This window comes from Pseudomonas sp. TWRC1-2, from assembly GCF_049896685.1.
Lineage (GTDB): Bacteria > Pseudomonadota > Gammaproteobacteria > Pseudomonadales > Pseudomonadaceae > Aquipseudomonas.
The window spans coordinates 410,496-432,892 of record NZ_JAFCUU010000001.1; the positions used below are offsets into that span (position 1 = coordinate 410,496).

The 22,397-nt window shown below is 59.0% G+C and carries 22 protein-coding genes; 11 read left to right on the forward strand and 11 right to left on the reverse strand.

The features are described 5' to 3' along the window. Position 1: 1 nt before the first annotated feature. The 5 genes from ACP7B3_RS01735 to ACP7B3_RS01755 are packed head-to-tail and all read right to left on the reverse strand — an operon-like array spanning position 2 to position 4,785. Positions 2-1,891: an anthranilate synthase family protein gene (locus ACP7B3_RS01735; RefSeq protein WP_426178086.1), complete on the reverse strand. Its 1,890-nt coding sequence runs from the start codon at positions 1,889-1,891 to the stop codon at positions 2-4. 20 nt (positions 1,892-1,911) lie between these two features. Then, positions 1,912-2,535 carry an isochorismatase family protein gene (locus tag ACP7B3_RS01740; RefSeq protein ID WP_242196738.1) on the reverse strand — a complete coding sequence of 208 codons (624 nt, stop codon included), beginning with the start codon at positions 2,533-2,535 and terminating at the stop codon, positions 1,912-1,914. Positions 2,536-2,550: 15 nt separating this feature from the next. After that, entirely contained in the window at positions 2,551-3,753 is a 1,203-nt protein-coding gene (locus tag ACP7B3_RS01745; protein WP_426177469.1) for a 3-deoxy-7-phosphoheptulonate synthase, read from the reverse strand. A gap of 23 nt (positions 3,754-3,776) precedes the next feature. Further along, entirely contained in the window at positions 3,777-4,268 is a 492-nt protein-coding gene (locus tag ACP7B3_RS01750; protein WP_242196730.1) for a PhzA/PhzB family protein, read from the reverse strand. Positions 4,269-4,293: 25 nt separating this feature from the next. Beyond that, positions 4,294-4,785 carry a PhzA/PhzB family protein gene (locus ACP7B3_RS01755; RefSeq protein WP_426177471.1) on the reverse strand — a complete coding sequence of 164 codons (492 nt, stop codon included), beginning with the start codon at positions 4,783-4,785 and terminating at the stop codon, positions 4,294-4,296. Between the two features lie 496 nt (positions 4,786-5,281). On the opposite strand from ACP7B3_RS01755, the gene ACP7B3_RS01760 reads away from it, so the two are divergent. Continuing rightward, positions 5,282-5,941 carry an autoinducer binding domain-containing protein gene (locus ACP7B3_RS01760; protein ID WP_426177473.1) on the forward strand — a complete coding sequence of 220 codons (660 nt, stop codon included), beginning with the start codon at positions 5,282-5,284 and terminating at the stop codon, positions 5,939-5,941. Positions 5,942-5,990: 49 nt separating this feature from the next. Here ACP7B3_RS01760 and ACP7B3_RS01765 read toward each other — a convergent pair whose 3' ends face one another. After that, positions 5,991-6,581 carry an acyl-homoserine-lactone synthase gene (locus ACP7B3_RS01765; RefSeq protein WP_426177475.1) on the reverse strand — a complete coding sequence of 197 codons (591 nt, stop codon included), beginning with the start codon at positions 6,579-6,581 and terminating at the stop codon, positions 5,991-5,993. 296 nt (positions 6,582-6,877) lie between these two features. Between ACP7B3_RS01765 and ACP7B3_RS01770 the strand changes: the two genes are divergently transcribed. From ACP7B3_RS01770 to ACP7B3_RS01785, 4 genes are read left to right on the forward strand one after another with little or no spacing between them, the layout of a single operon-like run. Continuing rightward, the gene (locus ACP7B3_RS01770; RefSeq protein ID WP_426177477.1) at positions 6,878-9,709 is read left to right on the forward strand and encodes a xanthine dehydrogenase family protein molybdopterin-binding subunit; all 2,832 of its coding nucleotides are present in this window, start codon (positions 6,878-6,880) and stop codon (positions 9,707-9,709) included. Further along, entirely contained in the window at positions 9,702-10,241 is a 540-nt protein-coding gene (locus ACP7B3_RS01775; protein WP_145160695.1) for a (2Fe-2S)-binding protein, read from the forward strand. Before ACP7B3_RS01770 ends, ACP7B3_RS01775 begins: the two co-directional genes overlap by 8 nt. 2 nt (positions 10,242-10,243) lie before the next feature. Then, complete coding sequence (locus ACP7B3_RS01780; protein WP_426177479.1) at positions 10,244-11,479, forward strand: c-type cytochrome; 1,236 nt, start codon at positions 10,244-10,246, stop codon at positions 11,477-11,479. A gap of 1 nt (position 11,480) precedes the next feature. Beyond that, positions 11,481-12,452, forward strand: a complete 972-nt coding sequence (locus tag ACP7B3_RS01785) for an XdhC family protein (protein ID WP_426177481.1) — start codon at positions 11,481-11,483, stop codon at positions 12,450-12,452. Between the two features lie 121 nt (positions 12,453-12,573). On the opposite strand, the gene ACP7B3_RS01790 is transcribed toward ACP7B3_RS01785, so the two are convergent. Further along, complete coding sequence (locus tag ACP7B3_RS01790; protein ID WP_426177483.1) at positions 12,574-13,026, reverse strand: PAS domain-containing protein; 453 nt, start codon at positions 13,024-13,026, stop codon at positions 12,574-12,576. A gap of 217 nt (positions 13,027-13,243) precedes the next feature. Between ACP7B3_RS01790 and ACP7B3_RS01795 the strand changes: the two genes are divergently transcribed. Together ACP7B3_RS01795 and ACP7B3_RS01800 are read left to right on the forward strand one after the other, a co-directional pair. Next, positions 13,244-13,492 (forward strand): CsbD family protein, encoded by a 249-nt coding sequence (locus ACP7B3_RS01795; protein WP_145160703.1) that lies wholly within the window; start codon positions 13,244-13,246, stop codon positions 13,490-13,492. A gap of 358 nt (positions 13,493-13,850) precedes the next feature. After that, a complete protein-coding gene (locus tag ACP7B3_RS01800; protein ID WP_145160704.1) occupies positions 13,851-14,432 on the forward strand; it encodes a DedA family protein in 582 nt (193 codons plus the stop codon). A 307-nt stretch (positions 14,433-14,739) separates the two neighbouring features. On the opposite strand, the gene uraH is transcribed toward ACP7B3_RS01800, so the two are convergent. Together uraH and ACP7B3_RS01810 are read right to left on the reverse strand one after the other, a co-directional pair. Next, positions 14,740-15,150 (reverse strand): hydroxyisourate hydrolase, encoded by a 411-nt coding sequence (gene uraH / locus ACP7B3_RS01805; RefSeq protein WP_404488274.1) that lies wholly within the window; start codon positions 15,148-15,150, stop codon positions 14,740-14,742. A 10-nt stretch (positions 15,151-15,160) separates the two neighbouring features. Then, entirely contained in the window at positions 15,161-15,664 is a 504-nt protein-coding gene (locus ACP7B3_RS01810; protein WP_426178088.1) for a GlcG/HbpS family heme-binding protein, read from the reverse strand. A 146-nt stretch (positions 15,665-15,810) separates the two neighbouring features. Between ACP7B3_RS01810 and ACP7B3_RS01815 the strand changes: the two genes are divergently transcribed. Together ACP7B3_RS01815 and ACP7B3_RS01820 are read left to right on the forward strand one after the other, a co-directional pair. Further along, positions 15,811-16,482 carry a heavy metal response regulator transcription factor gene (locus tag ACP7B3_RS01815; protein ID WP_145160707.1) on the forward strand — a complete coding sequence of 224 codons (672 nt, stop codon included), beginning with the start codon at positions 15,811-15,813 and terminating at the stop codon, positions 16,480-16,482. Next, a complete protein-coding gene (locus ACP7B3_RS01820; protein ID WP_426178090.1) occupies positions 16,479-17,849 on the forward strand; it encodes a heavy metal sensor histidine kinase in 1,371 nt (456 codons plus the stop codon). The genes ACP7B3_RS01815 and ACP7B3_RS01820 overlap by 4 nt, the downstream gene beginning before the upstream one ends. 35 nt (positions 17,850-17,884) lie before the next feature. Here the strand turns inward: ACP7B3_RS01820 and ACP7B3_RS01825 are convergent, their stop codons facing one another. Continuing rightward, on the reverse strand, positions 17,885-18,946 hold the full coding sequence (locus ACP7B3_RS01825; RefSeq protein WP_145160711.1) for an SDR family oxidoreductase: 1,062 nt from the start codon (positions 18,944-18,946) through the stop codon (positions 17,885-17,887). Between the two features lie 199 nt (positions 18,947-19,145). On the opposite strand from ACP7B3_RS01825, the gene ACP7B3_RS01830 reads away from it, so the two are divergent. Beyond that, positions 19,146-19,979: an NAD(P)H-binding protein gene (locus tag ACP7B3_RS01830; protein WP_426177487.1), complete on the forward strand. Its 834-nt coding sequence runs from the start codon at positions 19,146-19,148 to the stop codon at positions 19,977-19,979. Positions 19,980-20,326: 347 nt separating this feature from the next. Here ACP7B3_RS01830 and ACP7B3_RS01835 read toward each other — a convergent pair whose 3' ends face one another. After that, positions 20,327-21,010 (reverse strand): GntR family transcriptional regulator, encoded by a 684-nt coding sequence (locus ACP7B3_RS01835; protein WP_145160716.1) that lies wholly within the window; start codon positions 21,008-21,010, stop codon positions 20,327-20,329. A 256-nt stretch (positions 21,011-21,266) separates the two neighbouring features. Here ACP7B3_RS01835 and ACP7B3_RS01840 point away from each other — a divergent pair, with 256 nt between their 5' ends. After that, entirely contained in the window at positions 21,267-22,394 is a 1,128-nt protein-coding gene (locus ACP7B3_RS01840; RefSeq protein WP_242196694.1) for a phosphotransferase, read from the forward strand. The last annotated feature ends 3 nt before the right edge of the window (positions 22,395-22,397 follow it).

Below are 22,397 nucleotides of genomic sequence, written 5' to 3' on the forward strand. Positions count from 1 at the left end.
GTTATCTCCCCGCCGCCGACACGTTGCTGTCGACCGGTGTGTGGATGAGGGCGTGGCGCAGCAGGTCGGCGATGATGCGCGGGCCTTCCTGGGTGAGCAGCGACTCGGCATGAAACTGCATCGAGGCGAACGACGGCCCACGCAGGGCATGCACCTCGCCGGTTTCGCTGTCGCGACTGATCTCGACGGTGCCGATGCCGTTGATGTCCAGGCGGTCACTGGCACTCTGGGCGGCAAAGGTGTTGTAGAAACCCACCCGCTCGGCGTTGCCGAACAGGTCGATCTGTTTTTGCACGCCCTGGTTGGGAATGGCCTTGCGTTGCAGCTCCAGGCCCAGGCACAGGCTCAACACCTGATGGCTCAGGCACACCGCGAGGAATGGCCGTTGCTGGCTGAGTAAGGAGCGGATGGCCACGTGCAGATGGTCGATTTTCGGCAGCTGGACATCGCTCGGGTTGCCGGGGCCTGGGCCCATGATCACCAGGTCGTAACCGTCGAAACTGTATTCATCGCTGAAGCTGCACACCGTGACTATCAGGCCCAGGGCCCGCAGCTGCTTGGCGATCATCGAGGTGAAGGTGTCTTCGGCATCGACGATCAGCACCTGGCGCCCGCTGAAATCGGCCTGGGTCTGCTGGCGTTGCTGGCTGTCCATCAACCAGAAGTCCGAGACGTAGGCATTGCGGCTGGCCAGCGCTGCGCGTACCTGCAGGTGGCTGCCAAAGCGCGAGGGCGCCTGGTTTTTCAAGGCAGCAATCAGGCCGGCGGCCTTGGCGCGGCTTTCGGCGGCTTCGGTCATGGGCTCGGAATGACGCACGATGGTGGAGCCCACGCTGATGCGTACCTGGCCGCTGTCATCGATGTCGGCGGTGCGAATCAGGATGGCCGAGTCCAGGGAGCGTCCACCTTTGCCATCGCTGCCGATCAGCGCCGCCATGCCGCTGTAGTACGCGCGGCCTTGCGGCTCATAGCGCTGGATGACCCGGCAGGCGCTTTCAAGCGGGCTGCCGGTGACGGTCGGGGCGAACAGGGTTTCGCGCAGGATGTCGCGCACGTCGCGACGGGTCTTGCCCTCAATGAAGTACTCGGTGTGGGCCAGATGCGTCATTTCCTTGAGGTAAGGGCCGAGGACGTGGCCGCCGTCTTCACAAATGCGCGCCATCATTTTCAGCTCTTCATCAACCACCATGTACAGCTCATCGGCTTCCTTGCGGTCGGCCAAAAAGGCCATGACGTCCGTCAGACAGGGGCCAGCCGGCGGGTAGCGGTAAGTGCCGCTGATGGGGTTCATCACCGCGGTCCCATCCTTGACGCTGATGTGCCGCTCGGGCGAGGCACCCACGAAGGTGCGGCTGCCGGTGTGAATGATGAAGGTCCAGTAAACACCTTTCTCGCGCTCCAGCAGATGGCGAAAGAACGACAGCGCGCTGGCGGGGCCGTACTCGCTGATTTCCGCCATAAAGGTGCGTTTGATCACGAAGTTGGCGCCTTCCCCAGAGCCGATTTCGTTGGCGATCACCTGGCTGACGATCTCGGCATAGCGGGCGTCGCTGAGGTCGAAGCGTTCGCCGTTGAGCTGGATCGGCACGTTTGGCAGCAACCCCAGCAACTGTTCAATGCCGATGGATTGTTGCTCGGTAATGTTCATCGCCAGCAGCGGCGACTCATCGTCCACCGCCTCGAAGCCGCGTTCGGCGATCTGGCGGTAGGGAATCAGCGCGAGTACATCCAGGCGCGGGGCACCGATTGAAGGCGCAGGCAAGTCGATATCGGCCAGGACCTGCGGCTGCGACATCTGCCCAATCAGCACATCCAGCAGCCCCGGGCCGCTGGATTCCGGACGATACAACAGGGCAAACGGCTCAGGCACCGGTTGCAGAATGCGTTCCATAAGGCGGGCGGCAGCTTGGCTCATAGCACCACCTCGTCGGTGGTGACGACCATCGCGCAACGGCTGGCGGCGTATTCGATCGCCATCCAGTGGTGCGCCTTGCTGAAGTCAGCAATCGCGTCGGCAACCAGGAAGGGCTGGATATCGTTGGAGTAGGCATCCACGGTAGAAATCAGTACCCCGACATGGGCATACACCCCGCACAGGATCAACTGATCGCGCCCGTTGGCGTGCATGCGCTCCAGCAGGTCGGAGTTGAAGAACGCACTGTAGCGCCACTTGGTCAACAGCCAGTCACCCGGCTTGGGCGTCAGCGCGTCGACCACCTCGCGGTCGGCGGGGCTGGCCTTCATGCCAGGGCCCCAGAAGTCCTTGAGCAGCCCGCGCTGTGCCTCGCTCATGCTGCCTGGCTGGGCGGTGTAAGCCACCGGCACGTCGTGGTCGACAGCCCACTGGCGAATGCGCGCGGAATTAGCCACGACGGCTTCACGCAGGGCATCGGGCAAGGGCCGCAGGAAGTAGCGCTGCATGTCATGCACCAACAGCACGGCGCGCTCGGGGTCGACGCGCCACTGCGCGAGGTTGACGGGCAGGTCGCGGGCTGTAGGCAGGGCGTACGGGGCAATCGATGGAATGCCAGTCATGGCGACAAACTCCAGTCAAAGGTAAGCAAGGGTGGAGGAGGGCAGGTTTTTCCAGGCCATCACTGCAGTGATGGCTTGCCAAGGGGTCAGGCGCGGGTCGCACAGGCTTTTGTAGTGGCTGGCCACCTGGCTCAGGCCGGCGGCATCGGAGGCGCACTCGCTGACGTCGTCGGGGGTGGTTTCCAGGTGCAGGCCGGCAGCCACACCACCGGCCGAGGTCACGGCATGTTTGAAGGCGGTGATTTCCTCGGTGATGGTCTGCACCATGCGGGTCTTGTTGCCGCACGGCGCGATGATGGTGTTGCCGTGCATCGGGTCGCTGAGCCAGATGGTCTTGTGCCCGGCATGGCGCACCGCTTCAACCAGCGGTGGCAGGCGATCAGCGACTTTGTGGGCGCCCATGCGCGCAATCAGGGTCAGTCGGCCGGGCTCGCGTCGTGGGTCCAGGCGCTCGCACAGGCTCAATAACTGGTCCTGGGTGATATCCGGGCCGACCTTGCAGGCCACCGGGTTGAGCACTTCGCTGAGCAGTGCCACGTGAGCACCCGTCAACTGACGGGTACGCTCGCCGATCCACGGCCAGTGGGTTGAGCCGAGAAACACCCGGCCCTGTTCGTCCTTGCGCACTTGCGGCAGTTCGTAGTCGAGCACCAGCATTTCGTGGCTGGTCCAGGCGGGAGAGCCGCTGAGCTGTTCCTTGCTGGCCGGTTCCTTCCAGCCCAGGTGATGCATGATGTCCTGCGCGGCGCGATAGCCTCGTACCAGGCGTTGTGCATCATGCTGGCGATGGTTGCAGACCGCTTCGCGGCCGTTGACCATGTCGCCGCGGTACACCGGCAACTCGACATCGCCGATGCGCTCGCTGTTGTTGGAACGCGGCTTGGCGAACTGCCCGGCAATCCGCCCGACGCGCACCACCGGTTGCTGGGTGACCAGCCGGAACGCACCGGCCAGGATGTCCAGCACCGCGGCCTTGCGGGCCACGTGGCTGGGAGCACTTTCATCCATGTCCTCGGCGCAGTCACCGGACTGGATGATCATCGCTTCGCCCGCCGCCACCCTGGCCAAGGTGGCACGCAGGACCAGGATGTCTTCGACGCGAATCAGCGATGCGCTGTCCCTGAGGTAGGCCTGCGCGTCATGCAATTGTGAGGGCTCGCTCCATTGAGGCTGCTGGAACGCTTCACAACTTAGAACCCGTTTCAGTAAGTCTTCCATGATGCGATTATTCTCCCTAAGGATTAAGTAGGAATGCCTTCACGCTTGATCTGCGGCACGGGAATGCCCAGGGCGCGCAGTTGTTGAAAGACGTTCATGAACTCGCGATTGCGTTTTACTTTGCCGTCTTGCAGCTCGAAGGAGTGCAGGAAGTGGTTCTCGTAATACCCTTCCGGGTAACCTGGAAAGAGGATCTTGCCGTGGCCGTCGCACTCGACCCAAAAATGGTTGGGGTCGTCGGTTTCAAATACGTTGACGTTGTACCATTCCCAATCCGGGAAGCACTTGAGTGACCAAACAGCATGTTCGGCCAACTTGGCTTTGCCACTGATTACAATGGGTGCGCCGGTGTCTGTGGTCCACAAACCACCCGACCCGTCCTCGGTAAACAGTTCATGGCGGCGCAGGCGATCCTGGCCTTTGGTGCGCATATATTGCTCGACCGTGGCGCGGTTCTTGCGGCGAAGTTCGCTGCTGTCGTCAGCGGTTAGTTGTCGCGCTGCATGAGTAGGCATGTTCACTCTCCAATAATGAAAGGGCTTATGAGGCGGGGATACCTTCACGCTTGATGCGTGGCACCGGAATGCCCAAGGCGCGCAGTTGTTCGAAGGGGTTCATGAACTCACGGTTTTGCTTGATCTTGCCGTTGTCCAATTCGAAGGAATGGATGTAATGGTTTTCGCAATACCCTTCCGGGTAACCGGGGACCAGGGTCTTGCCACGGCCATCACTTTCGACCCAGAAGTGGTTGGGGTTGTCGGTTTCAAACACCCGCACGTTGTGAAACTGCCAGTCTGGAAAGCACTGTTCCAGCCACACGCCAAGGGCGGCAAGTTTCGCGTGGCCCTTGAATACCAGGGGTTCACCGGTTTCGGTGTTCCACGAACCGCCGCTGCCATCCGGGGTGAACAGTTCATGCCGACGCAGGCGATCTTGGCCATGGGTGCGCATGTACTGTTCGACGGTGGCGCGGTTTTTACGGCGAAGTTCAAGCTGATCATTAAAGCCGCTGGCGCAAAGCGAAGCCGACATAAGCCGTATCCTCCTTAGTTGAATTAAGGTTTTTCGAAAATCAAGTAAATATTTAGTTAATTGGGCGCACCAGCACTTACAGGTTTAACTTTGTATATTGAGAGCGTGCTGAGGCGTGTTGTTTATACACCTGCACTTCTCGCGGCAGGAACTACCAGATCTTGTAGCGGCTCGGGCATGGAGGGGGCGAATGCGGTCCATCGGGTAGTGTGTTGCACTATTATGAATCAGCAGGTTCATTCGTCGGCCAAGCCGCAACGATGGCCCGCTAACATCGCCTGGCTATCAATGGCCTATGGCTAGTTAGTTGGTTAGGCACAATAAAGCCTTCGCTATTGCGAAGTGGTCTATAACCGTTGAATTTTGTGTATTGACATGAGTTCAGGTTGGTCTAGTCTCACGACTCGTTTCCAACTCTAGTGGTGTTCAAATGGAATTAGGACAGCTGTTGGGATGGGATGCTTATTTTTACAGTATCTTTGCGCAAACTATGAACATGCAGGAGTTTACTGCTGTTGCATTGAGGGCTTTACGTGAACTGCAGTTTGATTTTTTCGCCTACGGCATGTGCAGTGCGACGCCGTTCATGCGACCGAAAACCTATATGTACAGCAATTATCCCAAGGACTGGATAGCGCGATATCAGGCAGCGAACTACGCCGCGATCGACCCCACGGTGAAACACAGCAAAGTCTCGTCCACCCCCATTTTGTGGAGCAATGAGCTGTTCAAGGGGTGCCCGGACCTGTGGTCCGAGGCCAACGATTCGAATCTGTGCCATGGCCTGGCGCAGCCTTCATTCAACGTCCAGGGCCGGGTAGGGGTGTTGAGCATCGCACGCAAGGACAAGGTCATCAGCCTTCAGGAGTTCGAAGCCTTGAAGCCGGTGACCAAAGCGTTTGCCGCGGCGGCCCACCAGAAAATTTCTGAGCTGGAGAGTGACGCGCGTGTGTTCAATACGGATGTCGAGTTCAGCGAACGGGAGTGTGATGTGCTGCGCTGGACCGCAGACGGCAAAACCTCCGAGGAAATTGGCGTGATCATGGGCGTGTGCACCGACACGGTGAATTACCATCACCGCAACATCCAACGCAAAATCGGCGCCAGCAACCGTGTGCAGGCGGTGTCTTACGCGGTTGCGCTGGGGTATATCTGAGGTTCATCGACTGCCGCCGAGCCCTCCCAAAAGGATGACTCGGCCGGTATCAAGCGGTGTCTTTCAACAATGCGGCGGGCATGAAGGCTGAAGGCGGGCGGGCGCCTCGATGGTGTTCACGGTGAGCCGAGAGCTTGATCGCAAGGATTTTTTCGTCCTGGTGCACGGTGACCGGTCCCAATCGCTCGTAGTTGACCCCGTTGATTTTGTAATAGCGCTCCATCGTGCTGTTGACGATGCCGACAATGAAATCGGCGCCTGCCAGGCTGGCGGTCTTCAGGCTTTTCCAGAACAACGGCATGGCCAATTGCGGTTCACGGGTGGTGAAGCGTGTCATTTCCCAGATGGCAGGCTCCTTGGGCGGCGTGCCAGCGCAGGTATGGCTGAAAACACCTTCCAGCAGGTTTGGCAATGTGGTGGGTATCAGACGCGCGCAGCCAACCATGTCGCAGTACTCGTTGAACGCCAAGAGGTAGCGCGCATGCTCGGTGTCGTATTGATCCCATTCACAACCCGCCGGGTGCGGATGGCCAGGCAGCCGCCAGCCGAGTTTCTCGACAAATTGCTCGTGCCGAAAGCGGCCTAGCCTGAGTTTGAGCTCGTCGCTCATTGCGCTCAGCGTGTGCTCTTCCATGTGCATGGCTGGGAGTTCCTGGGGGATGGGGGAAGTGCGGGGTTTTATAGAGGACTTGTTCAGGCTTGGCACCTACAAGATCTTGTAGGCCGCGTTGGCACGCGGTTCGCTGGTTTGATTCCTCTGTCAGTTTTTTGTAACAGCTTGTTTGCGGCTGACGCATAAACCTATAAAGTTAACCTTTCGGTCAGCTTTGCACTGCCACACACAGCCTTTTGTTCCGGCAAAAGCGCTTCTGCCAGACCCGAGATCCCCAGAACATAACCATAAGGGCGGACCTATAACCGCCCAGAGGATGATCCATGTCCAACCGTGATATCTCCCGGCGCTCGTTCCTTCAGGGCGGGCTGGTGGCGGGTGTGAGCGTGACGCTTACACCGCTCAGCACCCAGGCGCTGGCTGCGTTGATGGAAAACAGCGTGACCGTGCCGTCCGAGCAATGGCTCGGCAACAATGGCAAGGCGCGCTCGCGTAACGACGCCTTGTCCAAGGTCTGTGGCAGCAAAGTCTTTGCCCGCGACATCCGTTCCAAAGACATGCCGGGCTGGCCGCAGCAACAGGGCCACGCCATGTTGCTGAAAATCACCAAGGCCGACCGCATCTACGCCGGCTACGATCTGTCGTGGCTTGGCGCCGACCTGCAACCTGACCGCATCGTGACGGCTGCCGACCTGGACAAAGACGGCATCGTCTTCCCGGAAGAGCACGCGCCGGATCCGCTGTTGCCGCAAGGCCAGGTGCCGATGTTCATCGGTCACCCCGTGGCGATCCTGATCTGGAACGACTTCGAGCGGTTCCGCCAGGCCAAGGCCAAGCTCAAGTTCAACGACAAAGCGATCCGTTACGGCGCCCCAGCGCCGTATTACGAACGTGATCCGTATGGCAGCTTCCGCTATGTGCGCGTCGGCGGTGCGACCTCGGCGGACGAAGATGAATTCGCCAGCCTCAAGGATTCGATCCTGTTTCCGATGCTGAAAAACCGTCGCCCGGTGTGGAATTCCCAGCCGGACCTGCACGGCAATCTCACCGAGCGCGGGCTGTTTTACGCCGACCGGATGAAGCAGCAGATCGACGCGCCGCCCGAACACTGGCTGGTGTTCGACGAGCGCTACAAAACCCCGTCGATTGAGCCGGCCGCGATGGAACCGGACAACGGCAACGGCTGGTACGACCCGGTCACCAAGACCTTGCACTTTGTTGTCGCGACCCAGTGCCCGCTGGAAGCCGCCACCGAAACCGCGAAGATGATCGCGCCCTCGCGCTTCGGCCTGGCGAATCTGAACATGCACCCGGGCTACACCGTCGGTTACGGCTCCAAGGACCACAACATCTTTGTCTACTACGCAGCCCTTGCTGCGTTGTACGGCGCGGGTGTGCCGGTGCGCCTGGCCAACGACCGCTATGAGCAGTTTCAAAGCGGCATCAAGCGTCACCCGTTCGATATCCGCTACCAATTGGCGGTGGACAAAAACGATCACAGCTTCCAGATTTTTCGCGCCGAGATGAACGTCGATGGCGGCGGGCGCATCAACTACAGCCCTTCGGTGGCCGCGGTTGGCGCCACGGCAGCGCAGTCGATCTACTACATGCCGCAGAACGATCTGCAGGTCACGGCCTACCATTCGCGCGCGGTGGAAGCGGGCTCGATGCGCGGTTACGGCACCCTGCAAAGCATGGCGTCGACCGAGATGATGGTCGACGAAATCGCTGATCGTCTGGGTATCGACGCTATCGACCTGCGCAAGAAAAACGCGATGCTGTCGGGCATGAAAAACACCCAGGGCGCGGTGCCGGCCGGTGCATTGCGCTTGCACGAGATTCTCGACAAGGCGGCTGTCCATGATGTCTGGAAAAACCGCGACCAGATCAAAAAGACGCGCGAAGCCGCTGACCCGGATAACTGGTATGGCGTCGGTTTTGCCATCTGCCAAAAAGACTTCGGCACCGGTTCCGAGGCGCCGATGGCCAGCATCGAATTCTCCGCCGAAGGGCACGTGACGTTGCGCCATATCGGCATTGAAATCGGCACCGGCATGTCCACCTCGCAAGCCCTGGTGGTGGCGGATTTCATCGGCATACCGGCCACGCAAGTGAAAACCGGCGAAACCGAATGGAAAGAGTTGCAACTGATCACGGGCGGCAACCCGTACACCATGAGCCAGGCCGAACAGGATGGTTTTCTGCGCAATCCGCGCTGGGTCGGCAAACTGGCGTCGGCCTCGTCGGCGACCAACTCCGCGTACTACTTCAGCCACGCCACCCGTGAAGCGTCACGGGTGCTGTTCAACCACGGCTTGTGGCCGGCGGCGTTGCAGATCTGGGGCCAGGGCCCTTACGGCGGCCAGGCTAACCCGTACGTGGTGCGTCGCGAAGATGCGCACTGGGTCGACGGCAAACTCACCGCCAACGGCATGCAGCCGCTGAGTTTTGAGCAATTGGCCAAACACGCCCATGAAAAGGGCCTGGTGACCGGCGCTACCGTGCACGGCTTCAACCGCTGGAGCTGGGCCGAGGCCGAGTACAGCATCGACGGCGTGCGCGAGCGTCTGCCCCTGGATGGTCTGGCGGTGAAGTACGGCGACGGCGCGCCGCAGGCGAAACGGGCACAAATGACCAGCAACGGTTTCCACCTGCTGGATCGCCAGAACGTCCACTACCCGGACACCCAGTTGAACAACGCGGCGGTGACTTACTACAGCCCGGTTGCGACGCTGGTGGAGTTGAAAGTGAACAAGGGCTCCGCGCAAGTGCAAGTGCTCAACCACCACTCGTGGGTCGAGTGCGGTCGGGTGCTGGTGGAAGAGCTGGTCAAGGGGCAGCTCGAAGGCGGGATCGCCATGGGCATCGGCCATGCGTTGATGGAAGAGATGCCGCTGTACGAAGGCGGGCCGGGGGAGGGTGACTGGAACTTCAACCGCTACCGCTTGCCGATGGCCCGACACGTTGCCGTGTGGAACCAGACGGCTGAAATCCTGCCGCCGTTGTCGCCGAGCGACCCGTCCAAGGGCATCGCAGAAGTGGTGATGATCCCGATCGTCGGCGCTATCGGTAACGCCGTGGCCCACGCCATCGGCAAACGTGTCCGCGACCTGCCTATCACTTCTGCGCGCATCAAGGAGGCCCTCAATGGCTAACCGTCCGTTTCAACTGACCCTTAACGGTCAATCCATCGGCCCGGTGGACATCCCTGATGACCTGCCGATGATCGACTACCTGCACGAATACAAAAACCTCACTGGCTCGCGGCTCGGCTGCGGCCAGGGCATTTGCCACGCCTGCGTGGTGATCGTCGACAACCCGGACGGCACCAGCGAAGAAGTGCGCACCTGCATCACCGGCGCCCACTATTTTGAAGGCAAAAAAGTGCGGACCATCGAAGGCCACGCGACTCGCGACGAGCAGGGCAACGTCACTGAGCTGAACCCGATCCAGCAGCGTTTCGTCGATGAATTCGCCTTCCAGTGCAGCTACTGCGCACCGGGTTTCGTCAATGCCGCGACCTTACTGGTCGAGAAGCTGCAGCGTCAGCCCATCGTCAACAGTCAGCTGGAAAAAGTCATCGAGGACAGCCTCGGTCACCACATCTGCCGTTGCACCGGTTACGTGCGTTACTACAACGCGACCCGCAACGTGCTCACCGATCTCGGCCTGGTCAAGGAGGGTTAAGCATGAAGCCTCTACTGTCCCGCCTGGCATTGGCGGTTGGTCTGGCTGCGCCGGTGTTGTTGGCGCACGCGGATGATCAAGTCAAGCGCGGCGAATACCTCGCCCGCGCCGCTGACTGCATGGCCTGCCACACCGCACCGGGCGGCGCGCCGTTTGCGGGCGGCCTGCCGATTGTGTCGCCGTTCGGCACCATCTATGGCACCAACATCACCCCGAGCAAAGAGCACGGCATTGGTTTGTACAACGATGACGAATTCTTCGCCGCGCTGACCGAAGGCAAACGCCGCGATGGTGCGAACCTGTACCCGGCGATGCCGTACACCTCCTATCACCTGATGCCGCGCGCAGATTCGGACGCGATCCATGCGTACCTGAAAACCGTCGAGCCGATTGAACGTGCGGCGCCGGTCACTCGCCTGAGTTTCCCGTTCAACGTGCGCCTGGGCCTGATGGGCTGGAACCTGCTCTACGCCAAAGACGTGAAACTCGCGCCGGCCGAGGGCAAAAGCGAAACCTTCAAGCGTGGTGAATACATGGTCGAAGTGCTCGGTCACTGCGGCGAATGCCACACCCCACGCGGCTTGCCTGGCGCCATGCAGCAGGATAAACGCCTGACCGGCGGCCTGCTCAACGGCTATTTGGCGCCAAGTCTGTTGGCCACTGACCTGGCCGCTCGCGGCTGGAATCAACAGGACCTGAGCACCTTCCTCAAGCACGGCATGAGCGCCCAGGGCACGATGTTCAACGAGATGTTCCCGGTGTTCCACAACAGCACCCAAGGCCTGAGTGACCCGGACCTGGCGGCGATGGCCACTTACCTGCTCGGCGATCCCGCCCCAGCCGCCAACGTGTTGACCCAAGTGCCGCTCGACAAAATGAGCCCAAGCGCCCAACGCGGTCGTCAGGATTACCTGAACGTGTGCGCCGGTTGCCACGCGCCGAACGGCGAGGGCAAACCGCACATCGCCGTGGCCATGCGCGGCAACACCACGCTGCGCCTGGACGATCCGCGCAACCTGTTGCGGGTGATCGAGGACGGCATCGGCGAGCAGACATTCACCGGGTTCGAACGCATGCAACCGATGCCGGGCTTTGCCGACAAGCTCAATCAGGCACAGCTGACCGATCTGCTCAACTATCTGCGCCAGGGCTGGGGCGGTCAGTCGAGTGAGCTGGCGGTCAGCGACGTGCAGAAGCTGCAGGCCGATGCACCACCAGCCGAGCACAAGGCGCACTGACATGCAGCATCTGGATCTGCAAGTCATTCGCCGTGCGCTGGAATGGTCGACGGCCGGCCAGCCGGTTTGGCTGTGCACGGTGCTCGCCACCTACGGCTCGGCGCCCCGTGCGCCGGGTTCGTTGCTGGCAGTGAACGTGAGCGGGCAATGGATCGGCTCGCTGTCGGGCGGCTGCGTTGAGGAAGACTTTCTTGAGCGGGTAGCCGAAGGCGCGTTTGAACAGGCGGTCAACGTCGTTCGTTACGGCGAAGGCGAGGACCCGCGCTCGCGAGTCAGCCTGCCCTGTGGCGGCGTGCTTGATGTGCTGGTGGAGAAGCTTGCGCCGGACTGCGCGGTTCAGGCCCATCTGCGCGAGCTGGAGTGCGCGTTGCTGGGCGAGCGCCGATTGATCCGCGAAGTCGAGCTGGCCAGCGGTGCGCGCCGCGTGTGTGCAGACAGCGAGCAGGGCGCGCGCATCGAGCGCGAGATCGACCGGGTCCGTGTGCGGGTCGGCGCGGCGCAGCGTTTGTTGCTGGCGGGCTATTCCAGTGTTGCCCAGGCTTGCGCCGAGTTTGCCGTGGGCCTGGGGTTTGAGGTGATTTTGTGCGATCCCCGCGACGAGGTGCTCGAAGGCGTGGTGCTGCACAACGTCGAGATCCGACGCCAGCTGCCGTCGGTGTTCATCGCTGACGGCGGCTGCCACAGCGACACGGCGGTGGTCGCGTTGACTCATGATCCGCGTATTGATGATCTGGCAATGATGGAGGCGGTGCGCACCGACGCGTTTTACATCGGCGTAATGGGTTCGATGCGCACCTCACAAAAGCGCTTCGAACGCCTGCGAAGGATTGGCGGGTTGGGCGAGACCGAATTGGCGCGCATCCATGCGCCTATCGGTTTGAACCTGGGCAGCAAAACCCCGGCGGAAATCGCGTTGGCGGTGCTGGCCGATATTCTTCGCACGCGTAGCGGCATCGCGCGGGATCGACTCTGACCGGCGCTTCCAAGGGTAACGGCGCGGCGATTGCCGAGCAATTGGCCCAGGACGGCGCCACCGTGATCGTCAACTACCCGAGCAGCCGTGAGGGTGCCGACCGCGCATTACCTGGCTTGCCCTATGACAGCCCATGCGATTGATCCAGTTGAGCTTTCAAGCTGGCGACTTGCGCTTCAAGTTCGCGCACGCGTTCGCTGGCCGCAACTTCGACGCTGACATCCTTCTGGATGCCGATGTAATAGGTGAGCTGATCCGCCTTGTTAAACACGGGAGTAATCGATAGCTCATTCCAGAAGGCACTGCCGTCCTTACGGTAGTTGCGAATGATCTGCCGGCAGGGCTGATGCGACTTGATCGCCTCGCGGATCGCGACCAAGCCCGCCTGGTCTCGGTCGTCACCCTGCAGGAAGCGGCAGTCCTGGTACAGCGTTTCGTCAGCGCTATACCCCGTAAGGCGCATAAAGGCGGGGTTAGCGTAGATCAGAATATGCTCATCGCCTTCCTGCTCCGCAATGACAATGCCATCGTCCGAGGTTTCAACCATCAGTTTCAGCAGTTCTGCGTCGATCATTTTTAGCGCCTCGGCGAAATTCAGATCATTCTAGGACAACTTGGGGGGTGAGCGCGTTCGGGGCGTCACTGACGAGCGGTGGTCATTAAAAGTGGAACTCCGACTCTTCACCACCGGTCAACTTTTCTGTCCGCATCCCTTGGCTGCGATGGTGTTGAACGTGGCGCCATCGCAGTGGGTTTTTTTGAGCGTCCCACTGACACGAAGGTTTATGAATATGAAGAGTGAACAGGTAGAAGGTGTTGCAGAGAAGTTGGCCGGCAAGGCGCAGAGCGCGGTCGGAAAGCTGATGGGTGATTCGAAGCTGCAAGCTGAAGGCGCTGGACGTCAAGCTTCTGGCCAGCTGACCCAAACCTATGGCGATGCACTCGACAGCGTGTCTACGTTCGTTAAGGAAAAACCGGTTGCTGCACTGGCCATCGGCGCAATAGCCCTGCTTGTACTTGACCGTCTCTTGCGCCGCTAAGCCGCAAGGAGAGGGCTTCTACAGCTTTCCCTCGCACTGCCCAGGGCATCTACTTTGGCAGTGCGAGGACCTGATATTCCCAAGTGCTTATAGGCCTGCAAGTCTACCCGTATCTACTTATTGGTAAGACGCAGCGCAATGGATAAGACAATCACTCGGATCAACTGGCCACCGACCTTAGGTCAATCACCGAGGTATGGCTCGGCGGGGCGCATACCCAGCTCGCCAAGGCGTCGAACGTGACTGCTAAAGCATTGGCGTGAATCGATCTTGGAACAGATCTGTTTTATGCCCATTAATGCTGGGTCAAACAAATGCAATGATGCCGCCATTGCCTCCACCGCATCCAGGAATGCCCATGTTCGAACATTTCGACCTCAACGCGCTGATTGCCGTCTACGGCTACTGGGTCATCTTCGTGGGCTGCCTGCTGGAAGGCGAAACAGTTTTGCTTCTCGGCGGTATGGCTGCACACCAGGGCACTCTGCAATGGCTGCATGTGATCGGCTGGGCCACGTTGGGCGGCATACTCGGCGATCAGTTACTGTTCTGGACCGGACGTTATTCCGGGAGTCGCCTGCTGCCTAAACTGAAGCGTCACCAGTCTGCCATTCAACGGGTGGAGCGCCTTATCCATCGCTACCCCATGACGTCTGTATTCGCTGTGCGCTTTCTCTACGGAATGCGCTTGGTGGGGCCTATGGTGATCGGTGCAAGCGGTCTGGCACCCTGGCGTTTCGCGCTGATCAATGTGCTGAGTGCGGCGATCTGGGCCACCCTGTTCGTCAGCGCCGGCTATTGGGCTGGCGAAGCATTGCAGCATTTTTTTGGCGATCTGAGACCGTATCGCCTGCCAATCTTCATCGGGGTGGTAGCACTTGTAGCCCTTGCGGCGCTGGTGCGGTATTTGCGCCGCCGGACCAAGGCGTTGCACCGCTGAGGGAGTGGTCATCCAGGCTCTTGGTCGGCCCATGACCAAGCAAAACGTTCCAGGTGTGCTTTTTTTTCGATGTGGGCTGCTCGTCTGAGCCGGGGTTGGAAGCAGGCACCGCGCAACGGCTATCGACACAGCGGCGGCCACTGTCTGGGCGAGGTAACTTTTTTGCTGTGCTGCGTACGGTCATGCTTGCTGTCATGAACGGATCGCCTGCGCCTTCGATATCAAGGTGGGTGGTGATGCAAAATAATCAAAAAGAAAGGCCGCCCATGAGAAAAGGGGCGGCCTTGTTTCTCTGTCGGGTCGACGCTCAATTGCCTCTGTAGGTAGAGAACCCGTAGGGGCTGAGCAGTAATGGGATGTGGTAGTGCGAAAGTGTCCCGTCTACCTCAAAAATGACCGGTACCTCCGGAAAGAAACTTGCAACTTTGTGCGCTTTGAACCACTCCCCGGTTTTGAAGGTGACACGGTAGGTGCCTTTCTCCAGCGCCTGACCATCGGGGTACAACCCGGGAATACGCCCTTGCTCATTTGTCGCGGCGCTGTTGAGCATTTTCCAGCTTTCGCCGTCCTGTTTTTCCAGCGTGACATTGACGCCAGGGGAGGGCAGACCATCTTGTAAGTTGAGTACATGCACGCTGAGCGGGTTTCCTGCCGCTAACGCCAGTGACGATACGACACTGAATACAAGGCCCGCGAAGAACGTTTTTAATCCAGTCATGATGATGTCCTTAGTTTTTGACGGTAGGTAAGATTTTGTTGATAGCGGCCAATGCGCAACATTCATCGTTTGCTGCACCACCGGCACCGGCCACGCCGATCGCGCCAATGACTTGCCCTTCAAACAGCAACGGCACGCCGCCGCCCAGCAGCAATAGCTCATGCAGGGTGTTGAGGTTTTCCGCATCGGGGGTGCTGCGGGCACGCTCTGCCAATAGTCGTGTTGGCGTCTTGGTCGATAGGGCGGTATAGGCCTTGCGTTGGGCGGCTAATGCATTGTGTGGGCCCACGTTATCGTCACGCTGCAAGGCGACCAGATTGCCCCCACGGTCGACAATGGCAGCAACACCTGTACGGCCATCGGCGTGACAGGCTGTCAGCGCGGCGTTCAGCAAATCATTGGCCATTGCCAGTGACACGTCGTTGCGCTGCAGCACTTGATCCGGGGCTGCAACGGCGAGCGCTGAGTTCATTGCGAGTGACATCAGCAATGAGGTCGATAGGCGTATACGCATGCTTTGTCCTTTGATTGGTCTGGCTGAGTCATAGCCAGGCATGATGCCCCGTGCACTCCGTCAGAATGATTGCCTGATAATTACCAAGATGTAATGTGCCAAAACGCCCGGGCGCGCTAGCCTATGCGCCAGTTCCGGAGGAAAAGATGCGTATCCTGGTTGTAGAAGATGAAGCGAAAACAGCGGATTACCTGCACAAAGCCCTGACTGAATCGGGTTACGTGGTGGAAGTCGCCCTGGATGGCCTGGAGGGCCAGTATCTGGCGCAGGAAAGTGAGTTCGACTTGATTATCCTGGACGTCATGCTGCCGGGCCTGAACGGATGGCAATTGCTGCAGATTATTCGACGCAAGTGGCAAACCCCGGTGCTTTTTCTGACTGCCAGGGACTCTGTGGAGGATCGGGTCAAGGGGCTTGAGTCAGGGGCCGATGATTACCTGGTCAAACCTTTTTCCTATGCCGAGTTGTTGGCGCGCGTACGTACTCTGCTGCGCAGGGGGCCGCCACGTGAGGTCGAGCAGTTCCTGGTTGCAGACCTGAGCCTGGATCTGTTGCGGCGTAAAGTTACGCGCGGGGGAGAGCGCCTCACCTTGACCAACAAGGAGTTTGCCCTGTTGCACCTGCTGGTCAGCCGTGAAGGGGAGGTGCTATCGCGCTCGTTGATTGCTTCGCAGATCTGGCAGATGAACTTTGACAGTGATACCAATGTGGTCGACGTCGCCATCCGGCGACTGCGCGCCAAGGTTGACGATCCTTACCCGCTCAAGTTGATACAGACAGTGCGTGGCATCGGCTACATGCTTGAGGTGCAATCCTGAAACTGTTCCCGCGCGCCCTGAGCCTGCGCCTGGCGGTCATGTTCGCGTTGGTCAGTGCGCTGCTGCTGGGCTCCATTGGTTTTTATCTTTATCAGTCGTTACAGCGAGAAATCGCCTGGCGCGATGACCAGGCCCTGCTCGGGCGCCTGGAGCGCATGCAGGCGTTGATCAACGACAGTGTCAGCGTCGAGCAACTCAGAAATCGGCCCAAGCTATACGAAAACATGCTGGGCAATCGCGACAACCTGCTGTGGATCATCGATGACACAGGCCAGGTGCTGATCGAAATCAACCCCGTCAGCATGAGCTTGCCCAGGTTACCGGCTGCAGCCCAGGCTCAGGTGGGTGACGGTGACACTTCGATGGCGGTGCGGCTTGCCTGGCAGCATGTCATGCAGGGTGATCGCGGCTTGACCCTGATTGCTGGCAAGTTGTTGAGCGAGCGCGAGCAGATGCTGGGGGCTTACCGACTCAAGCTCTGGCTCGCGATGTCGGTCGGCGCATTGCTGGCTTTTGTACTCGGCGGGTGGGTCAGTCAGCGAGGCTTACGACCTGTGCGCCTGCTGGCCAAGCGCGCTGCCGCCATTGATGCACACCATCTGCATCTGCGGCTGGATGAGTTCAACGAATTCAGTGAACTGCAAGTGCTCAGCCAGGCGCTTAATCAAATGCTCGCACGCCTCGAAGAGGGCTTCGCCCAGCTCTCACGATTCTCAGAGGATCTCGCCCATGGGATGCGTACCCCGCTCACTAACCTGATGGGGCATACCCAACAATCGCTCAGGCATGGTCGTTCAATTGAGGACTACCAGAACCTGCTGGTTTCCAATCAGGAAGAATATGAGCGTCTGGCGCGAATGATCGACAGCATGCTGTTCCTCGCTCGTAACGAGCAGTCGCATGCATCGGTGAGTGATCAGCTCATCAACCTGCACGATCTAGTCGAGCAACTGTGTGAGTATTTTGAAGGTGTGGCGCAAGAGCGTGACGTCACGCTGATCAATCAGGCCCATGACCACGTGCGTGCTGATCCGGCCCTGGTCCGCCGAGCACTGGCTAACCTGCTGTCCAACGCGCTGCGTTATGGCGCTACTGCTAGCGCAGTGACGATTAGCAGTGTGGTGTGGGAGGACAGGATCGAAGTCAGTGTGCACAACCAAGGCCCGCCGATTTCGGCGCAACATCTACCTCGGTTGTTTGAGCGCTTCTACCGGTGCGACCCGTCACGCAATCAGCCGGACGATTCTGGTGGCTTGGGGTTAGCAATCGTCCGTTCAATTATGCAATTGCATGGCGGGCGGGTAACCGTTGAGAGCACTGGAGCAGGTACACGCTTTTGCTTGGTGTTTGTGCAACAGAAGGCTTAAGCGAATGCCCTTAAGCCTATCCGTTGTGGCACGACCTATGGGATCAAGCGCATCTCGCGGAGTTTGTCGAACACATCGAAAAACGCTTGATCGCTCGCCTGGTAGGCGGTGAAGCCCATTGCACGGCTTTTCGACATATCAGTGACGACTTCGATGGGTCTACCAAGGTCTGCATCGGTATGCCATGGGGATATCAGGCGACCAATATCAGCTTCCTTCAAGCCGTGCTCCGCGACTATTTGCGTCCATACCGCTTGGTCGTCAGCCATTTGCTGCTCAAGCGGTGAGAGCGAGGCGGGATAATCGGCAGCAGGCACGTCGAAGTATTCGGCAATTCGGCCCCACATCCATTTCCAGCGAAACACATCGCCATTAGTCACGTTGAATGCCTGGTTGGCTGCCGCTGGCGTGGTGGCCGCCCACAGTTGTTGTTTCGCCAACTGCCGTGCATCCGTCATATCGGTGAGGCTGTCCCACTGCACTCTTGATCCCGGAAATACAAAAGGGCGATTCGTCTGTTTGCAAACCGAGGCGTAGACGGCGAGGGTGGTCGCCATATTCATCGCGTTGCCTACGGCAACCCCGGTGACGGTATGCGGGCGATGAACGCTCCAGGTGAAGCCGTCCTTTTCAGCCGCGGCGAAAAGTTCGTCCTCCTGGGCGTAATAGAAATTCTCGACATTCAGACGATCCTGCTCTTCGCGAAACGGTGTTTGCGGAAGGCTGCCTTTGCCATAGGCTTCGAACGGGCCGAGGTAGTGTTTCAGGCCAGTAACCAGTGCTACGTGCTCAACGCTCTTGGCGGGTCGAACGGCGGCCAGCACGTTGCGAACCATGGCGGCATTGACGCGAATGTTTTCGGCCTCCGTGGCTTGCCGCGACCATGTGGTGATGAACACATGAGTAGGTTTCAGATCCGCAAGCGCATGTTCCAGCGAGGCTGGATCCTGGAGGTCTGCCGCGATGGGGATCACGCCTTGCGATTGCGACGGGTGCCTCGATAGCGCGGCGACCTGCCACTTGTTGTCGATCAGTAATTGAGTGATGGCGCTGCCAACGATACCGCTGGCGCCGACGACTAAAGCTGTTTGGCTCATGAGTTCCTCCTAGATTTAGAGTTGGGAGTCCACCTGAGCAACGGAGGTTCAATCTAAACTGGAGTGCGCGCAAGTAATCGTCGAGTGGCGGCAAGCTCAAGACCAGGATATAAGCCCTTTGCGGGTCGCCTCCGTTAATGGTGGTCCCTGGGGCTCAGTGTTTGGGGCTCGCGACGCCCTCTGAGGCCTGTGCCAGCGCTTGCGTGTCAACATATTCCCGGATGTTCGTCAGCTTTTGAAGAGCGCGCCGGGTTCTCGCATTATCGCGGCGGTCCGCAATCCTGCGAAGGCACAAGACCTGGCTGAACGCGGAGTGATTGTGCGCGAGGTAGACTACGCAAGGCCTGAAACATTAGCCCGCGCGTTTGAGGGAGTGGAAAAGCTTATTTTGATTTCCTCTAGCGAAGTAAACGGGCGGCTGCCTTTACACCATGCCGTCATTGATGCGGCGAAACAGGCGGGCGTTTCACTGCTGGCTTACACCAGTATGTTACACGCCGATTCATCGACCGCTCAGCTCGCGATAGAACACCGACAAACTGAAGAAGCGATCACTGCGTCCGGGCTTCCAGCCGTCATCCTGCGCAACGGTTGGTACACTGAAAACCACCTATACGCGTTGTCTGCTGCACTTGAGCATGGTGCGTTCGTAGGCTCTGCAAAGTACGGACGCTTTTCCTCGGCGGCGCGTAAAGATTACGCAGCGGCGGCAGCGGCGGTCCTGACCAAAGGCAGCCATGCAGGCGAAATATATGAGCTGGCAGCCGATCAGGCCTTCACCCTGGCCGAACTGGCGGCTGAGGTCTCCCGCCAGTCCGGCAAGCCTGTGGTCTACAACGATCTTCCTGAGCAGGACTACGCAAAATTGCTGGTTGATTTTGGGCTTCCTGCTGATCTTGCCGCCCTGCTGGCTGACGCAGATGCCGCGGCGTCCCGCGGAGCGCTGTTTGATGACGGAGGTGTTTTATCAACGTTGATTGGCCGTCCATCGATACCGATGAAGGAATTGGTCGCGTTGGCTCTTCGCGCCTAATTATCAATAGATCCTTCGCGCCGCCACCACATTTTAAGGGGGTGGCGCTTGTTGAAGGTTGGCTCACAGAGCCATGGTCCTGTCGTGGATGGGCATGGCCTGGTTGCCGTAATGAGCTGCTCAATGGAGGTGGTTGTTGCAGGAGCTCTCAGTCGGTTAGCAGGGTAAGGGGCTCGTGAGGAAGCTGCTCGGGCGAAGCGGACTGTTCGATAGCAAAGAGGGTTCCATTCCCTTGAAGACAAGCGCGCTTGGTTGACCAGCTCTGCACGCAGAACTCCTCCTTCAGCAGTATCATCACTGAGTACTGCATCAAGCCTTCCAGCCACATTCTGCACTTTTATTGTTGTTCAAAGCGATTGTCGTCGCTCGAACTGTGCACGTAATAGCTTGGCGCTCAAATCCTCCCAATGCTCGACAAACGCTGTGCGGGCTGTTTCGAAGTCGCGACTGCGAAGGCAGGCTATCAAGTGCTCATGGTCCTCGACGATTTGCTTGGGGTCCTCATAACAGGGCTGTTGCAGTACTAGCAGCAGCTCAATCTCGCTCTCCAGCATGGCATAGCTGCGCTGCAGGCGTGCGCTGCCACTGGCGCGGATGATGGCTCGGTGGAAGTCACCATCGGCGGTGACAATGTCTGAGCGTGGAGTGTCGGGTGCGGCATTGCGCAATCTTTCAACGGCGTCCAGCGCGTCAGCTGGAACCGTGCCATTGAGGATAATCATGCGCACCGCTTCAGTTTCCAGTACCCCGCGCAGCCGAGCAATATCGACGATGTCATCCGGGCCGAACTCGGGTATGCAGAACCCGCGATGAGGTACTTTCAGCAACAAGCCGAATGACACCAGCAGCTGTGCTGCGCTGCGAAACGTGTTGCGCGCCACTTCGTACTCATCCGCCATCTTGACGTCTCGCAGGAATTCGCCTGGCTCGAAGTCACCGTTCAGGATCCTGGCCTTGAGCTTTGCAGCCAGTGCTTCGACCGCTGAGAGCTTGACTGGGGATGTTTCAATGTTCGTGCTGGAAAAAATCATGTTAACCACGACGAGGGTTGGGGCTCGGTAGAGCGAGCGATTCTAATACGCCCGCGGTGACGCTCACCAGCGAGGTCGCTAGCCTCCTTATAAATTGTGCAACAACTATATTTTTTTTGAGTTTTTTTTGAGTTTTTAAATCATTATAAGCTATTGATTATTATTGATTTTGTTAAATGTCTTGCCTGAAATCCAGCCAGAAGCTCGAAATATTTCCTTCCAATTAAAATAATTGTAGCACAATATATTTGCATCGATGTCGTGCCATGCATGGCTTTCCACGCCCAGGAGTCCGGCAATGCAAGTAATTGGGAAAGATGAGTCCAGCGAAAGCCTTGTCGCCTTACAGGGAGATTTGGCGGCGCCTTTCACGCCAGTGTCGCTTGAGGAAGGCCGGCGTATTGTGCTGGAGCAGTTTGGTATCAGCGCGCAGTTGACGCGATTTGCCACGGAAAAAGACGATACGTTTCGCTGCGATTGTTCAAGCGGCCAATCCTACGTGCTCAAGATCGCCAACCCGCAGGAAGCGCCCGTTGAGCTCTCGCTGCAAATCGAAGTGATGCAGCATATTGGGCGCAGGGCGCCTCAGTTACCGATCCCCAGGGTTTACCCCGCACTGGACGACAGGTACCTGACCACCGTAGTAACTGAAAGTGGTGAGTCAAGGCAGGTGAGGCTTCTGAGCTTTATGCCAGGCACACCATTGGATAAAACCACCCTCAACTCCCTGGGGCGCGAGCAGATCGGCCAATTGCTTGCGCACCTGAGGCTGGCCACTGCCGACTTTACCCACCCGGCAGAATCGCGCAAGGTCTGCTGGGATGTGCAGCACCTGCGGATGCTTGAGCCGATGCTCAACGGTGTCGTCGAGCCCGCGCGCCGGCACTCGCTGGAGCGGGCACTCGAACGCTTTGGCGAGGTGGAGGGCTTGATCGCTGGGTGCCGACAACAAGTGCTGCATAACGACTTCAATACCTCGAACATCGTCATCGATGCGCATCGCCCGCAATGTGTCGGAGCGATCATCGATTTCGGCGACACGGTCAAGACCGCTATTGCCATCGATGTGTCTACAGCCATGATGAACCAGTTGCTCGCGGTGCAACCCGGCCAGGACCTCGATATTTTTGCCCCCGCCAAGGATCTGCTCAGAGGTTACCTGCGGGTCGCCGACCTGACGCCAGAGGAGCTGGCCCTTATCCCGCACCTGGCCATGGCACGCCTGGTTGCCAGAGCGTTGATTACCACCTGGCGCTCGCAGCTTTTCCCGCAGAACAGCGCCTACATCTTAAGGAATGCCGCGCCGGGATGGGGCCAGTTGGATTGGATGCTTAACCGGTCACCGTCACAGATGTCAGCGCTTTTGATGCACTTCGCCGACTGATTC

What these genes read in the sequence shown, in the direction of transcription:
- ACP7B3_RS01735 (WP_426178086.1), bottom strand. Translation starts at nt 1,891, where the DNA reads ATGGAACGCATTCTGCAACCGGTGCCTGAGCCGTTTGCCCTGTTGTAT.
- ACP7B3_RS01740 (WP_242196738.1), bottom strand. Translation starts at nt 2,535, where the DNA reads ATGACTGGCATTCCATCGATTGCCCCGTACGCCCTGCCTACAGCCCGC.
- ACP7B3_RS01745 (WP_426177469.1), bottom strand. Translation starts at nt 3,753, where the DNA reads ATGGAAGACTTACTGAAACGGGTTCTAAGTTGTGAAGCGTTCCAGCAG.
- ACP7B3_RS01750 (WP_242196730.1), bottom strand. Translation starts at nt 4,268, where the DNA reads ATGCCTACTCATGCAGCGCGACAACTAACCGCTGACGACAGCAGCGAA.
- ACP7B3_RS01755 (WP_426177471.1), bottom strand. Translation starts at nt 4,785, where the DNA reads ATGTCGGCTTCGCTTTGCGCCAGCGGCTTTAATGATCAGCTTGAACTT.
- ACP7B3_RS01760 (WP_426177473.1), top strand. Translation starts at nt 5,282, where the DNA reads ATGCAGGAGTTTACTGCTGTTGCATTGAGGGCTTTACGTGAACTGCAG.
- ACP7B3_RS01765 (WP_426177475.1), bottom strand. Translation starts at nt 6,581, where the DNA reads ATGCACATGGAAGAGCACACGCTGAGCGCAATGAGCGACGAGCTCAAA.
- ACP7B3_RS01770 (WP_426177477.1), top strand. Translation starts at nt 6,878, where the DNA reads ATGTCCAACCGTGATATCTCCCGGCGCTCGTTCCTTCAGGGCGGGCTG.
- ACP7B3_RS01775 (WP_145160695.1), top strand. Translation starts at nt 9,702, where the DNA reads ATGGCTAACCGTCCGTTTCAACTGACCCTTAACGGTCAATCCATCGGC.
- ACP7B3_RS01780 (WP_426177479.1), top strand. Translation starts at nt 10,244, where the DNA reads ATGAAGCCTCTACTGTCCCGCCTGGCATTGGCGGTTGGTCTGGCTGCG.
- ACP7B3_RS01785 (WP_426177481.1), top strand. Translation starts at nt 11,481, where the DNA reads ATGCAGCATCTGGATCTGCAAGTCATTCGCCGTGCGCTGGAATGGTCG.
- ACP7B3_RS01790 (WP_426177483.1), bottom strand. Translation starts at nt 13,026, where the DNA reads ATGATCGACGCAGAACTGCTGAAACTGATGGTTGAAACCTCGGACGAT.
- ACP7B3_RS01795 (WP_145160703.1), top strand. Translation starts at nt 13,244, where the DNA reads ATGAAGAGTGAACAGGTAGAAGGTGTTGCAGAGAAGTTGGCCGGCAAG.
- ACP7B3_RS01800 (WP_145160704.1), top strand. Translation starts at nt 13,851, where the DNA reads ATGTTCGAACATTTCGACCTCAACGCGCTGATTGCCGTCTACGGCTAC.
- uraH (WP_404488274.1), bottom strand. Translation starts at nt 15,150, where the DNA reads ATGACTGGATTAAAAACGTTCTTCGCGGGCCTTGTATTCAGTGTCGTA.
- ACP7B3_RS01810 (WP_426178088.1), bottom strand. Translation starts at nt 15,664, where the DNA reads ATGCGTATACGCCTATCGACCTCATTGCTGATGTCACTCGCAATGAAC.
- ACP7B3_RS01815 (WP_145160707.1), top strand. Translation starts at nt 15,811, where the DNA reads ATGCGTATCCTGGTTGTAGAAGATGAAGCGAAAACAGCGGATTACCTG.
- ACP7B3_RS01825 (WP_145160711.1), bottom strand. Translation starts at nt 18,946, where the DNA reads ATGAGCCAAACAGCTTTAGTCGTCGGCGCCAGCGGTATCGTTGGCAGC.
- ACP7B3_RS01835 (WP_145160716.1), bottom strand. Translation starts at nt 21,010, where the DNA reads ATGATTTTTTCCAGCACGAACATTGAAACATCCCCAGTCAAGCTCTCA.
- ACP7B3_RS01840 (WP_242196694.1), top strand. Translation starts at nt 21,267, where the DNA reads ATGTCGTGCCATGCATGGCTTTCCACGCCCAGGAGTCCGGCAATGCAA.